Genomic DNA, 15,101 nt, shown 5'->3' on the forward strand with positions numbered 1-15,101 from the left:
GTAAATGGGAATGCGATCCAGACGAAGAGGGAAAAGGTGAGCAGACGGCGCCCTCATTTAAAATTTCCCAATGTGAAAAAATGCTAGTATTCTTTTATCGTTTCCTATATAGTAAAAATACTTTGTGAAAAAATAAGATATGGGTCTAAAAAAGGATTTATAAAATAGGAGGATGGACTGTGAAGCAATTCGTTTTTCGTCTGATGATCCTTTTGATTTCGATCGTTCTGACGGCGGGGTGCGCGGAGGCCGGTACTGAAAAACAGGCGGCGGCCGAACCGTCCGGACCGCTTCAGCCCGCAGAGCATTTTATTTATCATAAGTTGATGAACGGGCGGGGGATGATCCGGACGAACATAGCCGGTGAGCCGGAATATTTATCTGAGTCTCTCGGACTATGGATGGCATTTTTGCTGAACAGGAAAGATGAACGGCAGTTTCAAGCGCAATATCAGCTTCTCACCGATTCGTTTCTGACGAAAAACGGGCTCGTGTCGTGGAAGATTGACGGGAATAAAGCGAGCGGCACCAATGCCTTAATTGACGATTTCAGAATTATGAACTGTCTGAATGAGGCCGGAACCCTGTGGGGTAACAGTGAATACGGGAAAACAGCGGTGCAGATCGGGAAGGCGCTGGAAAAATACAATACGAATGACGGGTATTTTACGGATTATTATGATGCCGCTTCAAATGCCGCATCAAAGACCGTGACGTTGTCCTATGTCGACCCCGGCGCCTTACAGATGCTCAGAGAAAAGGGGATTATCGATGAGAAAACGGAAAACCGGAACCTTGATGTTCTCAATCTTGCGCCCCTGAAAAATGGTTTTCTGCCGAAATCGTTCAATACTGAAACAAAGGAATACAAATATGACAGCGAAGTGAATGTCATCGACCAGCTGTACGCCGCCGTGAATCTGAAGCGGGGCGATGACAAAGCCGCCGTGCTGTCAAAATGGATCATAGAAGAATGGAAGTCGCGCGGACAGCTGTACGGACGGTACATCGCAGACACGAAGAAGCCGGCGGTTCAATACGAATCACCGTCCGTTTACGCCCTGGCCGTTCTTTTTTTAGCAGAACAAAAAGCTGATCCGGCTGTCATCAAGCCGCTTTATGAAAGAATGACTTCATTTGAAACACTGGACACGCTGAAACCCGATTACGGCGGCTATATGAGCGGGAGCGATACACATTCTTTCGATAACCTGCTGCCGCTTCTGGCTGAAAGGAAATTGTTTAATGAAAATATCATTCAATGAATCACAAAAACTGTGCAGCTACACAGCAGTTATGTTAGCGCTGCTGTCTTTTTTTATTTACTATGCGTCTCAGCAATCCGCAGGGCTTCTGATAACCTGCATCACATTGCTTGTTGCGGGAGCCGGCATATGGTTCGGGGCAATCTACGCGCTCGTCATCACCTTACTCGTCTTATTTGTTCTCGGCAGCCTGCTCCTGTGGTTTCAGACCGGGAGCTTTATGGCGTCTGCCGGTGCCGAAAGTCTGCAGGTGCTGGTCATTTGGGGGATTGCGCTGCTCGTCTTTTCTTACATAGCGGGAAGGATTCACGAGTTGGCGAAGGGGCTTGAGCGCTCAGTGAAACAGCTGCGTGAAGAGATTACGAGCTTTGTCGCCGTCGACAGGGTGACCGGCTTTGACAACCATCTGCGGATGAAGCTGGAGCTTTCTGAGGAAATCAAGCGGGCGGAACGCTACGGCAATTCCTTCGTCTTTTTGCTGCTGCACATGCATTATTTCAAGGAATTCAAATCCCTCTACGGAGAAAAAGAGACCGACCGCCTGCTGGCATTTATCAGCCGCCAAATCCGGTCAAGCGTTCGGGAAACAGACAAAAAATTCAGGCCGTCCGCCGAACGGTTCGGCATCGTGCTGACCCATACGCCTGAAGAAAACATGCCGGCCGTTCTGGCGAAGCTGAAAAAGGAATTGGATACGTACCGGCTGCAAAACGGTAAATACGTCTCCATCACCTTCCGTGTATGTTACTTGGCGTACCGAAAGGATTTACAGACGGCCGAGCAATTTTTAAATGAACTGGAAAACGAGATGATGATGAATGAACTCTAAATGGATACGTCTCTTACTCTCGGCGCTCTTCATGATTTCGGCGGTCTATATTCCCTGTACGGCGGGAGCAATAGACAAAAAGGACGGCATTCTCATTATTTATACAAGCGCGGACGGCGAAGAAACCGCTGAAGTCAAAATGCTTGATTTGATCGCGGGCCATTTCTCATCCGCCGTGACCGTGAAAAGCGACGGAGATATCACAGCCGCCGACCTCAAAAAGAATCGGCGCGTCATCTATTACGGCGTCACGAAGAAAAAGCTCAGCAAACCATTTGTGTCGCTGATCGGCAGCATGCCGCAGCAGCTTATCAGCATCGGCTATAACGCCGGACAGTTCCGCCAATTTGCGGGTTTGTCCCTGACAGAGAAAGAAACGGTATACCGCATTTACGGCAAAGAAGAAAAAACAGACATGCCGCTTGAAAAAGGGATGTCCGTGCTCGGCGTATCGGGAGTAAAAGGAAAGCCCCTTTATACATACCGGTCCGGTGACGGCAGCACCCGCCCTTTTATGTGGAAAACGGCGCGCTCTGACTATTATTTCGGTGTGACGAGCCTGTTAAATGATTCGTTTCTGACGGCGAAAGCGCTGCGCAGCGCTTTCGGAGAATCAGAAGGCGGCACCCTCCTTTACTTGCGGCTTGAAGACATCAGTCCGATGTCAGATGAAACATTGCTTTACGAAGCGGGCGCTTACCTGCATAAAAGACACATTCCGTTTATTCTGGCAGTCATTCCGGTCTATCTCAATCCGGAAAACGGAGAAAAAGTATACCTGGCGGACAAGCCGAAAATGGTAAGTGTCCTGAAAAAACTTCAGCAAATGGGCGGCAGCATCATTATTCACGGCTACACGCACGCATACCGGTACAGCGAAACGGGAGAAGGCTTTGAATTTTGGGATGCCAAAGCGGATCAGCCGATTACGTCAGAAAATGCGGATGATACTCCGGTCAAGCTTGAAAAGGAACAGGATTTTCCGAATGAAAAAGCGTACCGGGCGTATGTGAAGCCTTTTTGTGAAAAAGAAAACATCTACACGAGAACGAAGCTGGAGCAGGCGATTGACGATCTGACAGAACTCGGCCTTTACCCGCTGTCATTCGAAGCGCCGCACTATACGATGTCTGAAGAAGGCTACAAAATCGCATCTTCTTATTTCTCCAGCATTTTCGGACAAGTGCAGCTCAGCGGCACGACGTGGAAAACCTCGGGCGCCCCTCCGTTCGTCTCAAAGCCGGCTATGCTGGACGGGATGACGCTGTACCCTGAAACAATCGGTTATGCCGATAACTCAAAGGAAAATCCGCTCGGAGATATGGAGAATCATATTTCGCAGATGATTGATTTCGGCGGCGGAACGGCGGGCGGTTTCTACCATCCGTATCTCGGCATGAAATACCTCCCCGAGCTCGTCAATCAGATGGAGCGGATTCCCGGCGGCGAGTGGCTCGATCTGAAGAAAACGAAGCAAACGGTAACGTCGGACAGCGTCAGGATCAAAACGGATGGAGACGGAACCATTCATGTGGAAAACAAGATTCATCCGATAACGGCCTTTTTCAATCACCATCAGCAGACGCCTCTGGAAAAAGCGCTTTGGATTCTCTCCGGCGTGGTGTTATTGTTTATCATCATGTTCGCCTGCTACGTTCTTTATTTGCGCGCCACATTAAAAAAACGAATCTTTAAGGAGAGAAGAAGCCTTGAGTAACATTCTGTTTTTTATCTCATTAAGTTTAATATGGGTGATGCTTCTCTATCACATGTTTCTGATGCAGGGCGGATTCAGGCATTATATGACCTTCGAACGGAACATTCCGAAATGGCGCGCAAAGATGGGGGAGCTCCCGAAGGTCAGCGTGCTCATTCCCGCGCATAACGAGGAGGTCGTCATCAGGCAGACGCTGAAGGCGATGGTGAACCTGTATTATCCGAAAGACAGGCTTGAGATCATCGTCGTTAACGATAATTCCTCCGACCGGACGGGAGACATCGTCAATGAATTTTCCCGTCAGTATGACTTCATTAAAATGGTCATCACAAAGCCTCCGAACGCCGGAAAAGGAAAATCTTCGGCGCTGAACTCAGGGTTCGCGGAATCGAACGGAGACGTGATCTGCGTGTATGATGCGGACAATACGCCGGAAAAAATGGCGGTGTACTACCTGGTTCTCGGTCTGATGAATGATGAGAAAGCGGGAGCGGTTGTCGGGAAATTCCGTGTCATCAACGCGGCCAAAACGATCCTGACAAAGTTTATCAATATTGAAACCATCTGCTTTCAGTGGATGGCGCAGGGCGGCAGATGGAAATGGTTCAAAATCGCCACCATCCCGGGGACGAACTTCGCGATCAGGCGGAGCATTATCGAACAGCTCGGCGGCTGGGATGATAAGGCGCTGGCGGAGGATACCGAGCTGACCATCCGCGTGTATAATCTCGGCTACCATATCCGCTTTTTCCCGGCGGCCGTGACATGGGAGCAGGAGCAGGAGCCTGAGACATGGAAGGTGTGGTGGCGTCAGCGGACAAGATGGGCGCGCGGCAACCAATACGTCGTTCTCAAGTTTTTATCCCAATTTTTCAAGCTGAAACGCAAGCGGATCATCTTCGATCTGTTTTATTTCTTTTTTACGTATTTTTTGTTTTTCTTCGGTGTGATCATGTCAAACACGATTTTTATCATCAATCTTTTTTACGACCTGCATCTGGCAGTCGGGTTTTTGGCGATGATTTTGTGGATACTGGCCTTTTTCCTGTTTATGACTGAGGTCATGATTACTTTAAGCATTGAAAAAACAGAAATGAACAAACAAAACTTCTTTATCGTATTTCTGATGTACTTTACATACTCTCAGGCTTGGATCGTGCTCGTCATCTGGTCATTATTCACAGAGATCAAGCACCGCTTGTTCAAGCAGGAAGTCAAGTGGTACAAAACGGAGCGATACAATCAAAATAAAAGCGGGTGACCTTTTTGAAAAAAGCGATCATATTGATAACCGGCCTTTTGCTATTGATGTATAACGGGCAGGCGGCCGCGGCCCGGGAACTGAAAACGGACGGTTCCGCCCTCGGAACAAGCGCCGGCGCAAAAGAGCAGCAGGCGCTGACTGGCGATCTGATGACACTGTACGGGGCGAAAGACAGCGCAGAGCTGACCTATCAGATTCCTGCGGGAGCTTCGAATGCCGATCAGTCGCTTCTGATTGATTACGAGGCGTCAAACTTATTAATTGCCCCGTCTTCTTTAACCATCGCCATTGATGATGAACCCGTCAAATCTATAAAGCTTGACGGCAGTTCCAAGCGGAAAACGGTGAAGCTCAATCTCAGCAAAAGCCAATCCGCCCAAGGCTATCACAATGTATCATTACGATTTTACGGCGTATTAAAAGAGGGCGTCTGCGTCAGGCAGGATACGTCAGGCAACTGGATAAAAATTTATCCGGACAGCCGCCTTGTACTTTCAGAAGCAAGCAAGTCAAAGGGAGCGGATCTCGGCCATTTCCCGTATCCGTTTGCCCAATCAGGCAATACGGGTGAAGAAACCGATATTATTCTTCCTGACAAACCGACCTCGGCGGAAGCTGAAGCCGCAGTCAAAACAGAAGCATTTCTGAAAACGGCAGACAGCAGGCTGAAGGTATCCTATGTAAAAGAATCCGACGCCGGCAAAATCAGCAATCCGTCAATTGTCATCGGCGCTGATCAGCATTGGAACGGGAAAATAAAAGAACTTTTCGAACAGGGGAACATCAAAGCGGAAGACAACAAACTTCTTCTCGCTGAACGGGTTCTGACATCAGGGGACAAACGGCAGCCCGTCCTGTTTGTCACGGCGCAATCAGACAAAACGCTGGCGGATAAAATCCGCGTCATCACAGACAGCGCTTATTCAGCTCAGCTGGGCGGAGATACTTTGACAATCGGCCGCCTTCAGCCCGCTGCGGAAAAGACAGGCAATAAACTGACATTAGAGGACTTCGGCGCGGGAAATGTAACGATCGGATCAAACAAAACGGCGTCAGAGCACTTCTTTTACCCTGCGGCGGCCGCTGTTGATAAAGACGGTAAGGTCAAGCTTTCACTTACATTAAAAACGTCGGAATCGATCCGGACGAAGGCGGATTCAGCAAATGACGCCGAGAGAGCGGAGCTGAACGTCATGGTCAACGGACAGCCGAATGCGGTGCGTCTTGATGATCTCGGCAATAAAGATAAAGACGGCTTTTACCACGTCTCAATCCCGATTGATCCGAAGCTTTTGCGAAGCAGCAGGTACATTGATCTGCAATTTGTCACATCAGGCTTGAAACATAACAATCCGTGTATCGACCGTGACGAAAACAAATGGGTCTATATTGATAAAAGCAGCACGCTGACGTATCCGGTAAGCGATGCGGCGCAGAAAGCTGATTTCGGGCAATGGCCGCTCCCGTTTGCGGGCGGCGGGAAAGAGAAAACAGTGATCGTCATCCCGGATGACGTAAACATGCAGACACTGAAAGAGCTTTCTCTGGTGGCGGATTCATTCGGAAACGGCTTTACCGTAAAGACGGCATCAGACATGAAGGAAGCGGACGCCAAAGGCCGGAATGTTGTGTTTATCGGAGGCCTGCCGCAAATTCCGCTTTTGAAATCAAACGCCTCTAAGCTTCTCGTGCCCTCAGACCGCAGCGGAGCTTACGATGTCTCTTCGTTTCAAATGCTGAATGAGACAACGAAACAAGTCGCGTTTACACAGGAATCACCTTGGGACTCCGGCCGGAGCATCGCTGTTTTTGCTCCGTTATCAGGAAGCGGCGCGTCTGTCACAAAAGAGCTGATCAGCTTTTTAGACAGCACAAGCGATGCCGCAACCGTCATTAACGAAACGGCCGGCCGGCAGCTGTTTTCGAATCATCAGCAAATCAAGTCCGATGACAGCAGTCCGGCGGCTGATACGAAAAGCGGGTCCGCAGCACTGAACGTTACGTATATCGCTGTTTTCGCGGCGCTTATGATCATTGCGGCCGGTCTGATCTGGCTGACGGCAAGAAGGAAAAAAAGAAAAACGGATCATGAAAAAAGCGAAGAGTAATGAAGGAAAAAGAGGCCGTTAACAGGCCTCTTTTTTTGTATTTTTATTTCCATTTCTGGCGGCGGTTTTTTTATTTTTGAAACAGCATAAAAGCCCCTTTACAACTGAACGGGACGGGAGTATGATCTCTTTTATAATCTATATCGCTTAATCTGTAATCAGAGCGGGGGAACCAATTTGCGGCGCGTGATGCCGCTTGGGGTGAATCCTTTTTCAGGTAGGGCCAACTCTCATCAGCCCGAATCCGACAGCTAACTTCGTAAGCGTTCATGAGAGGAGATGAATGAAACCTGTGCACGATTATGGCGCAGGGGCATCCGTTTGCCTCTGTGTCTTTTTGCTGTGCTGAAATAAGGCATGCAATCAGCATTCGGAGACATCATAGCAGTAAGGGTTTGTAAATCAAACGGAAAATGAAAAAAAGGGGAAGACAACAAATGTACCATTCAATCAAAAGATTTTTGATTGGGAAACCGCTGAAATCACAGGCGGCCGGAGAGCAAAAACTCACGAAACTCAAGGCGCTCGCCATGCTTTCTTCAGACGCGCTGTCATCAGTTGCTTACGGAACGGAACAGATTCTGATCATTTTGGCTGCGGTAAGCGCGGCCGCGTTTTGGTATTCCATTCCGATCGCAGCCGGCGTTCTCATTTTGCTGCTTGCTTTGATTCTGTCCTACAGACAGATTATTTACGCTTATCCGCAAGGCGGGGGCGCTTATATGGTTTCAAAAGAAAACCTTGGTGAGAAGCCGGGTCTGATTGCGGGCGGCTCATTGCTTGTTGATTATATTCTGACGGTGGCGGTAAGCATTTCTGCCGGAACTGACGCCATTACATCGGCATTTCCGGCCCTGCACCCGTATCATTTGCTCATTGCTGTTTTGCTTGTAATTCTGATTATGATTTTAAATTTGAGAGGACTGTCAGAGTCGGCGTCCATTTTGGCGTATCCCGTCTATCTGTTTGTGGCGGCGCTTGTCCTTTTGATCGTCGTCGGACTGTTTAAGCTCATGACGGGCCAGGTTCATCCGGCCGAGCATACACCAATCGGCACACCCGTGGCGGGCATCACGCTGTTTTTGCTGCTGAAGGCCTTTTCATCCGGCTGTTCGGCACTGACCGGTGTGGAAGCCATTTCAAACGCGATCCCGGCCTTTAAAAATCCTCCGGCAAAAAACGCGGCCCGCACTTTGGCCATGATGGGGATTCTGCTGGCGATCTTATTTACGGGGATTACGGTGCTGGCGTACGGATACGGCACGGGACCGAAGCATGACGAGACCGTTATTTCGCAAATCGCCGCGGAAACTTTCGGACGGCATACGGTGTATTATTTCATTCAAGGCGTTACATCCTTGATTCTCGTGCTTGCGGCGAATACGGGCTTTTCCGCTTTTCCGCAGCTGGCGTTTAATTTAGCGCGCGATCAGTATATGCCGAGAATGTTTACGGTACGAGGCGACCGGTTAGGATTTTCAAACGGAATCATCTTTCTCGGTATCGCATCCATCTTGCTCATTCTTTTATTCGGCGGCCGCACGGAACATTTAATTCCGCTTTATGCCGTCGGCGTGTTCATTCCGTTTACGCTGTCGCAGACGGGAATGTGCATCAAGTGGATCAGGCAGAAGCCGAAGGGCTGGGCGGTAAAAATGCTGATCAACTCATGCGGCGCCGCCATTTCATTTATGGTGCTGTGTATTTTATTCGCGACGAAGTTCAATCTTGTCTGGCCGGTGCTGTTATTCATGCCTGCTGTCGTCATGCTGTTTTTCGTCATTAAAAATCACTACACCGCGGTCGGCGAACAGCTGCGGGTCGTTGATCAGCAGCCTGAGGAAATCAGGGGAACCGTCGTCATCGTGCCTGTCGCCGGTGTCACCACCGTCGTCCAAAAATCGATTCAGTATGCGAAATCATTATCGGATCAGGTCATTGCGGTTCATGTTTCCTTTGACAGAGAAAACGAAAAAAAGGTGGAAAAGCGCTGGGAAGAACTTCATAACGGCGTCCGCCTCGTCACCCTGCATTCCTCATACCGCAGTTTGGTTCACCCGTTTGATAAGTTTTTAGAAACGGTCGAACAAAAAGCGAAAAAAGAACAGTTCTCCGTGATGGTGCTGTTTCCGCAATTCATTACGAAAAAACGCTGGCAGACCATCCTTCACAACCAATCAGCCTTTTTACTCCGAGTCCGGCTGTTTTGGAAGAAGGACATCATCGTCGCCACCCTGCCGTATCATTTTAAAAAGTAACGGCAAAGACCGCAGGCTGAAATGCCGCGGTCTTTTTTGTAAAGGAGGACGCCATGGCTCAAGGCGCTTTTGTCATCATTCAAAATGACGGGCGGGACATATTGCTCGTAAAACGAAAAGACATTCCCTTATGGGATTTGCCCGGGGGCAGGATCGCAGAAGGTGAAACACCTGAATCCGCAGCCGTAAGAGAGGCCTTCGAAGAAACCGGTTATAACGTGACCATCATAAAAAAAGCCGGTGAGTATGAAAGGCCGGCATTTGAAGATACACAACATGTCTTCATCGGAGCCATTACCGGAGGAACACCGCTGATGAACGGGCCGGAAACCGCCGCATTACGCTGGTTTTCCCCAAACCGGCTGCCGCTGTTCATGGTGCCGAACAGGAAACTCCAAATAAAAGACGGACTCAATGGGGCGGCAAATCGTAAGGCAGTCCTTAAAGACCGAAATCTGTTATCCATCCTTGATCTGCTGAGAAAAAAGCTGAGAGTATAGCCCGTGTTTCAACCCGTATGAAAAAGGGGATGAATACAGGTAAAAGGAGGATGCAGTATGCCAAGTAAAACAGCAGGACACGTAATGACGGAGCTGCTTGAACAATGGGGAGTCGGTCATATATACGGCATTCCCGGAGACAGCATTAATGAATTTATCGAAGAACTGAGACATGAACGAAATAACCTGACATTCATCCAAACCCGGCACGAAGAAGTCGCAGCCCTGGCCGCCGCGGCTGAGGCAAAACTGACCGGGCAGATCGGTGTCTGCCTTTCAATCGCAGGACCGGGGGCCGTTCATCTGCTGAACGGTTTATACGACGCCAAAGCGGACGGCGTTCCGGTGCTGGCGATTGCGGGACAGGTGGCTTCCGATGAAATCGGCCGTGACAGCTTTCAGGAAATCAAATTAGAGCAAATGTTTGAGGACGTGGCGGTATTCAACCAGCAAGTACATACGGCAGAAGCGCTGCCCGATCTTCTGAATCAGGCGATCCGCACGGCTTACAGCAAAAAAGGCGTTGCCGTTTTAACCGTTTCTGATGATTTATTCGCGCAAAAAATCAAACGGGAGCCGGTTTACACATCGCCGATATACCTCAAAGCTGATATAGAGCCGAAAAAAGAACATCTCGTGACATGCGCGCAATATATTAACAACGCAAAAAAACCGGTCATTCTCGCCGGCCAAGGGTTAAAATCAGCAAAAGAGGAGCTGCTCGCATTCGCCGATAAAGCGGCCGCTCCGATTGTCATTACCCTTCCGGCAAAAGGCGTCGTGCCTGACAGCCATCCCCACTTTCTCGGGAATCTCGGACAAATCGGCACAAAGCCCGCCTACGAAGCAATGGAGGAATGCGATCTGCTGATCATGCTCGGCACATCGTTCCCATACAGGGATTATCTCCCGGATGATACGCCTGCCATTCAGCTTGATTCGGATCCGGCGAAAATCGGCAAGCGCTATCCCGTCAATGCGGGAATCGTCAGTGATGCGGCTCTGGGGCTGAAAGAGCTGACGGAATACATTGAATATAAAGAAGACAGAAGATTTTTGGACGCCTGCACCGAGCACATGAAGCATTGGTGGAAGGAAATCGAAAAGGATGAAACCGAAGCGACTCATCCGCTCAAGCCGCAGCAGGTCATTGCCCGGCTTCAGGATGCGGCCGCAGAGAACGCCGTCCTGTCAGTGGATGTCGGAACGGTTACGGTGTGGATGGCCCGCCATTTTAAGATGAAGAAGCAGGACTTTATCGTCTCAAGCTGGCTCGCCACGATGGGATGCGGGCTTCCGGGAGCGATTGCCGCAAGCCTTGCCGAACCTGAGCGGCAGTCCATCGCCATTTGCGGAGACGGCGGATTTTCAATGGTGATGCAGGATCTGCCGACGGCTGTTAAATATAAACTGCCGATTACAGTTGTCATTTTAAACAACGAAAATTTAGGCATGATTGAATATGAACAGCGAGTCAAAGGCAACATTGACTACGTCACCCAGCTGCAAAATGTGGATTATGCCGCTTTTGCAAAAAGCTGCGGGGCAAAAGGGATCAAAGTGACGAAACACGAAGAATTGGCTCCCGCTTTTCATGAAGCGCTCAACTCAAATGAACCGGTCGTCATTGACGCCGTCATCGGCGACGAGCCGCCGCTTCCGGGAAAAATCACTTACGGCCAAGCGAAAGGCTTCAGCAAATACATGCTGAAAAACTTCTTTGAAAACCAAAAAATCGAAATGCCGTCACTCAAGAAAAGCTTAAAACGGCTGTTTTAAGAAGCCGGCGGTTATAAAAAAATAAACAGGCAGCATGCCTGTTTATTTTTTTAGGCTTTCTTATTGATGATTATTTCTTTACTGACCCCTTCCATGGTAAGGAAGTGGTCAGCAGTTTGAACCCGCTTGGAAGCTTAGAGGACGGGAACCGTAACCGAAAGTATATCGTATTAAAATCTGCGGAAACGGTAAAGAAAATCGTAAAATCTGCAGCTAGCAAGCGACGGCTGATAAAAAAGCTTTTGGAGGGCCAGGACAGTTCATAACAAACGTGGTTCGCACATTAGCATCGCACAGCCCTTATCAGCAAAAACAGGAACAAAGACTGGCGTGGCGACGTACACCGTCAAGAAGGGAGATGTCCTCCCTGTAATTGCACAGAAAACTGCCGTAAACATGGCCACCATCCAGAGATTGAACAGTATCAAGGACCCGAATTTTATCAAAGTCGGCCAAGTATTAAAGCTGACGGACTCGGCCAGCTCTCCAACAAAAGGAAAAAAATCATCTTACACGCTGCCATCGGGCGTTTTTAAAGTGACAAGCCCCTTAACTAAGGGAACGGCCGTGAAACAGATCCAGACAGCTTTGGCAGCTCTCTATTATTATCCGGACAAAGGGGCAAAGAACAACGGAATAGATGGCTATTACGGTTCGAAAACAGCAAACGCGGTCAAACGATTCCAGTCCATGTATGGACTGCCTGCTGACGGCATTTACGGGCCGAAAACGAAAGCAAGGCTTGGAGAAATGTTAAAAAGGGAATAAAAAAGCAGGCTCTAAATTGCCTGCTTTTCTTTTTATTAGCCTAATTTCTCTTTTGAGATCTTATCCAAATTAGTAAAAAGTATATCCAGGCCCGAAAATAAGAAAGTTATGAAGAATGAAAGAAGAATTTCTCCACCTTGAAATATAGATATGTTTTCAATGAAATTACTGGAAACATATTTAATTGAGAAGTAAACAGCAGCCCATGCAAAAATGAATTCAAGTATATAGGCTAACCAAGCAGGTAATTTAAAAATATGAGTAATTCCTTTTACAATTGCCATAAGGATTAGCATATAAATTAAAGCTAAAATACTTACGACAACAGAAAATATGTATAAGTCTGAAAGTGAACCATAGATGATATACTCTCCGAAAAAATGATTTACAGTTATAGCTACAAAATAAATAACTAGGCTAGGTACAGTTATAGCGAAGAACAGGGAGAATCCAATAAGCCCTATGAATGCTACATGAGCTAAGTGGTTGGGTGGTGTATCCACAATCTCCTTTTTTAATAGAATCATAAAAATAAGAGATGAAATAACAAGACAGCATAGTATGGTGAGCAATACGGTAATAAAGATAGCCATGTTAACCTCCAATGAAAAAGTGCTATTAGAGTGAATCTAACAGCACTTTAAATTTTAAATATGTTAAATCAAAGCAACAATGAATTTAGCTAAAGTGGTAGCTACATCTGTAGGAGCTCCGATAGCTTTAAAAGCTTTTGTAAATTGTTTTACACCCCAATTTTCACCTTTATCCATAATGTCGGCAACCTTCTTAGAGTTTTTTCTAATCCATGCCGCAGCTTTAGGGGAGAATGGCTTTAAGGCTTTTGATAAAAGCCATCCACCTGAACGGCAGGCAGCTCTGAAAGCCTTATAGGACCACGAAACTACACCTTGGGTTTGGTAGTCACCATTGAGAGCCGCTTTGGTTGGAATAGTGCCAGGCATTCCAGTTGGAATAGTACCTGGTGCAGTTTTCGTTACCGGTACAGGAGTTGTGGTTCTGTTTTCAGCTGCTAAAGCACCTGAAGTACCCAAGAATGATGTAAGTAGAGTTGCGCTTAAAACTACAGGGATTACTTTCTTCTTCATATATATTTTCCTCCTAATAATTTATGAATAACAATAAAATGTTTCATCGCTAACGTTGTCCAATGAGCGAGGCTTTTAGCCTTGTCAGAAAGTCCAGACTTTTTAAGTGAAAGATAAAGATTCTCTCCACGTCAATACAACTCAAGGCAACATATTCGTTTAATAGCTTCTTTAAAACCAGTTTAAGCTAAAAGGAAAACGGCTTATCAATTATTATAAAAAATTGGTTTGGTAATTCCAGTGGCATTAGTAGTGATATCTCGGTTTTCTTCAGCTCAGGATGTGGGGACAAAAGAAGCAGTTACAAGGGCTAAAGATGTGGCGAATAGAATACCGTTAGCTACGTGTTTAATGAAAAATCCTCCTTTAGGAATGTAATCTGCCAGCGAAATGAAAGACTATGTATTTAGGATAGTCCTATATTATTCGCTTTGAATATTTTTCCACCTCCTTCAGAAACCATTCTATCAATAGGTATTTTTTGGGTAAATAGTATTTTTATACAGTATTTTTATGTTGAGGTATAATTTCCCTGTGTCTTAAAAACAAGTTAATCAGGTGAGTATGACGCAAAAGTAAATTGCGGTTTTTTTTCGTTTTCACTTTATGTTCAAATAGTTATAATATTGCAAAAATAGTGATTAGAGGGAGAGGTATATATGGATCAAGTTTTGCCGTCGTCCCAAGTTGGTGTCAAGATCAATGAATGGTACAAAATGATTCGCCAGTTCAGTGTGCCTGATGCTGAGATTTTAAAGGCTGAGGTCGAACAGGAAATAGAGGAGATGGAAGAGGATCAGGATTTGCTTGTTTTTTATTCATTGATGTGCTTTCGTCACCAATTGATGTTAGATTCCTTGGAGCCGGAAGACAGATATCGAGATCGCCCCACAGTCGACGAACTGCTTGAAAAAATAGAAAAGCCGCAAAAAAGACTTACAGGCCTCTTGAAGTATTACTCATTATTTTTTCGTGGAATGTATGAATTTGATCATAAAGAGTATGTTGATGCGATAAGCTATTATCGCAAAGCAGAGAGAGAGTTGAATGCTGTATCAGATGAAATGGAGCAAGCTGAATTTCATTACAAAATAGCTGATGCCTATTATCAAATTGATCAGCACTTTGTTTCCCTCAATCATTTGAAAAAAGCCAAGCAATTGTTTGAAAAAAATCAATTATACAAAGTGAAAGTGATTGGCTGTAATATGATGGTCGGTGCTAACATGTACGATATGTACAGGCTGACGGAAGCAGAATCATATTATCGGGAAGCATTAAGTATCGCCCGTGGGTTGGAAGAGGAAAAAGTGAAAAGGATTATCGGGTGATCTTTCATAACTTAGGCTTAGTTTATTTAAGAGGGGAAAGTTTGAGTGCCGCTGAAGAGAATTTTAAAAAGGCAATAGACGCTACTTAGAAGAGAAGCGCCTTTGGTCTGATTTCGCAGAGCTGACTGAAAAATTAGGTGACTTTCATTTTGAAAAGAGAAACTATGCAGAGGGAA

General features: G+C 46.9%; 10 protein-coding genes, 2 pseudogenes and 1 riboswitch. Of the genes and pseudogenes, 10 read left to right on the plus strand and 2 right to left on the minus strand.

Going from position 1 to position 15,101, the window contains the following annotated elements; all coding sequences use genetic code 11:
* Positions 1 to 179 precede the first annotated feature (179 nt).
* From NYE50_RS02215 to NYE50_RS21895, 9 genes and pseudogenes are all read left to right on the plus strand, one after another.
* Positions 180 to 1,265 carry a lipoprotein YdaJ gene (locus NYE50_RS02215; protein ID WP_224988879.1) on the plus strand — a complete coding sequence of 362 codons (1,086 nt, stop codon included), beginning with the start codon at positions 180 to 182 and terminating at the stop codon, positions 1,263 to 1,265.
* On the plus strand, positions 1,246 to 2,094 hold the full coding sequence (locus NYE50_RS02220; protein ID WP_159353793.1) for a diguanylate cyclase domain-containing protein: 849 nt from the start codon (positions 1,246 to 1,248) through the stop codon (positions 2,092 to 2,094). Before NYE50_RS02215 ends, NYE50_RS02220 begins: the two co-directional genes overlap by 20 nt.
* Positions 2,084 to 3,811: a DUF2334 domain-containing protein gene (locus NYE50_RS02225; protein ID WP_224988877.1), complete on the plus strand. Its 1,728-nt coding sequence runs from the start codon at positions 2,084 to 2,086 to the stop codon at positions 3,809 to 3,811. Before NYE50_RS02220 ends, NYE50_RS02225 begins: the two co-directional genes overlap by 11 nt.
* Positions 3,804 to 5,072 (plus strand): glycosyltransferase family 2 protein, encoded by a 1,269-nt coding sequence (locus NYE50_RS02230; RefSeq protein WP_224988876.1) that lies wholly within the window; start codon positions 3,804 to 3,806, stop codon positions 5,070 to 5,072. The genes NYE50_RS02225 and NYE50_RS02230 overlap by 8 nt, the downstream gene beginning before the upstream one ends.
* A gap of 5 nt (positions 5,073 to 5,077) precedes the next feature.
* A complete protein-coding gene (locus NYE50_RS02235; RefSeq protein ID WP_224988875.1) occupies positions 5,078 to 7,183 on the plus strand; it encodes a cellulose biosynthesis cyclic di-GMP-binding regulatory protein BcsB in 2,106 nt (701 codons plus the stop codon).
* Positions 7,184 to 7,317: 134 nt separating this feature from the next.
* Positions 7,318 to 7,464: riboswitch (cyclic di-AMP (ydaO/yuaA leader) on the plus strand.
* A gap of 156 nt (positions 7,465 to 7,620) precedes the next feature.
* Positions 7,621 to 9,441, plus strand: a complete 1,821-nt coding sequence (locus NYE50_RS02240; RefSeq protein ID WP_025649980.1) for an APC family permease — start codon at positions 7,621 to 7,623, stop codon at positions 9,439 to 9,441.
* Positions 9,442 to 9,494: 53 nt separating this feature from the next.
* Complete coding sequence (locus tag NYE50_RS02245) at positions 9,495 to 9,941, plus strand: NUDIX hydrolase (RefSeq protein WP_017419242.1); 447 nt, start codon at positions 9,495 to 9,497, stop codon at positions 9,939 to 9,941.
* A 57-nt stretch (positions 9,942 to 9,998) separates the two neighbouring features.
* Complete coding sequence (locus NYE50_RS02250; RefSeq protein WP_224988874.1) at positions 9,999 to 11,720, plus strand: pyruvate oxidase; 1,722 nt, start codon at positions 9,999 to 10,001, stop codon at positions 11,718 to 11,720.
* Positions 11,721 to 12,224: 504 nt separating this feature from the next.
* Positions 12,225 to 12,488, plus strand: a pseudogene (locus NYE50_RS21895) (peptidoglycan-binding domain-containing protein); the annotation flags it as partial.
* Positions 12,489 to 12,523: 35 nt separating this feature from the next.
* On the opposite strand, the gene NYE50_RS02260 reads toward NYE50_RS21895, so the two are convergent.
* The gene (locus NYE50_RS02260) at positions 12,524 to 13,081 is read right to left on the minus strand and encodes a hypothetical protein (protein ID WP_025649978.1); all 558 of its coding nucleotides are present in this window, start codon (positions 13,079 to 13,081) and stop codon (positions 12,524 to 12,526) included.
* Between the two features lie 63 nt (positions 13,082 to 13,144).
* On the minus strand, positions 13,145 to 13,594 hold the full coding sequence (locus tag NYE50_RS02265; protein WP_025649977.1) for a hypothetical protein: 450 nt from the start codon (positions 13,592 to 13,594) through the stop codon (positions 13,145 to 13,147).
* A gap of 659 nt (positions 13,595 to 14,253) precedes the next feature.
* On the opposite strand from NYE50_RS02265, the pseudogene NYE50_RS21900 reads away from it, so the two are divergent.
* Positions 14,254 to 14,710: pseudogene (locus NYE50_RS21900) on the plus strand (response regulator aspartate phosphatase); the annotation flags it as partial.
* Between the last annotated feature and the right edge of the window lie 391 nt (positions 14,711 to 15,101).

It is taken from the genome of Bacillus sp. EU55 (genome assembly GCF_038005925.1).
GTDB classification, from domain to species: Bacteria; Bacillota; Bacilli; order Bacillales; family Bacillaceae; genus Bacillus; species Bacillus velezensis.

Coding starts and splice junctions, on each gene's coding strand:
- NYE50_RS02220 (WP_159353793.1), top strand. CDS start 1,246: ATGAAAATATCATTCAATGAATCACAAAAACTGTGCAGCTACACAGCA.
- NYE50_RS02225 (WP_224988877.1), top strand. CDS start 2,084: ATGAACTCTAAATGGATACGTCTCTTACTCTCGGCGCTCTTCATGATT.
- NYE50_RS02245 (WP_017419242.1), top strand. CDS start 9,495: ATGGCTCAAGGCGCTTTTGTCATCATTCAAAATGACGGGCGGGACATA.
- NYE50_RS02240 (WP_025649980.1), top strand. CDS start 7,621: ATGTACCATTCAATCAAAAGATTTTTGATTGGGAAACCGCTGAAATCA.
- NYE50_RS02250 (WP_224988874.1), top strand. CDS start 9,999: ATGCCAAGTAAAACAGCAGGACACGTAATGACGGAGCTGCTTGAACAA.
- NYE50_RS02260 (WP_025649978.1), bottom strand. CDS start 13,081: ATGGCTATCTTTATTACCGTATTGCTCACCATACTATGCTGTCTTGTT.
- NYE50_RS02265 (WP_025649977.1), bottom strand. CDS start 13,594: ATGAAGAAGAAAGTAATCCCTGTAGTTTTAAGCGCAACTCTACTTACA.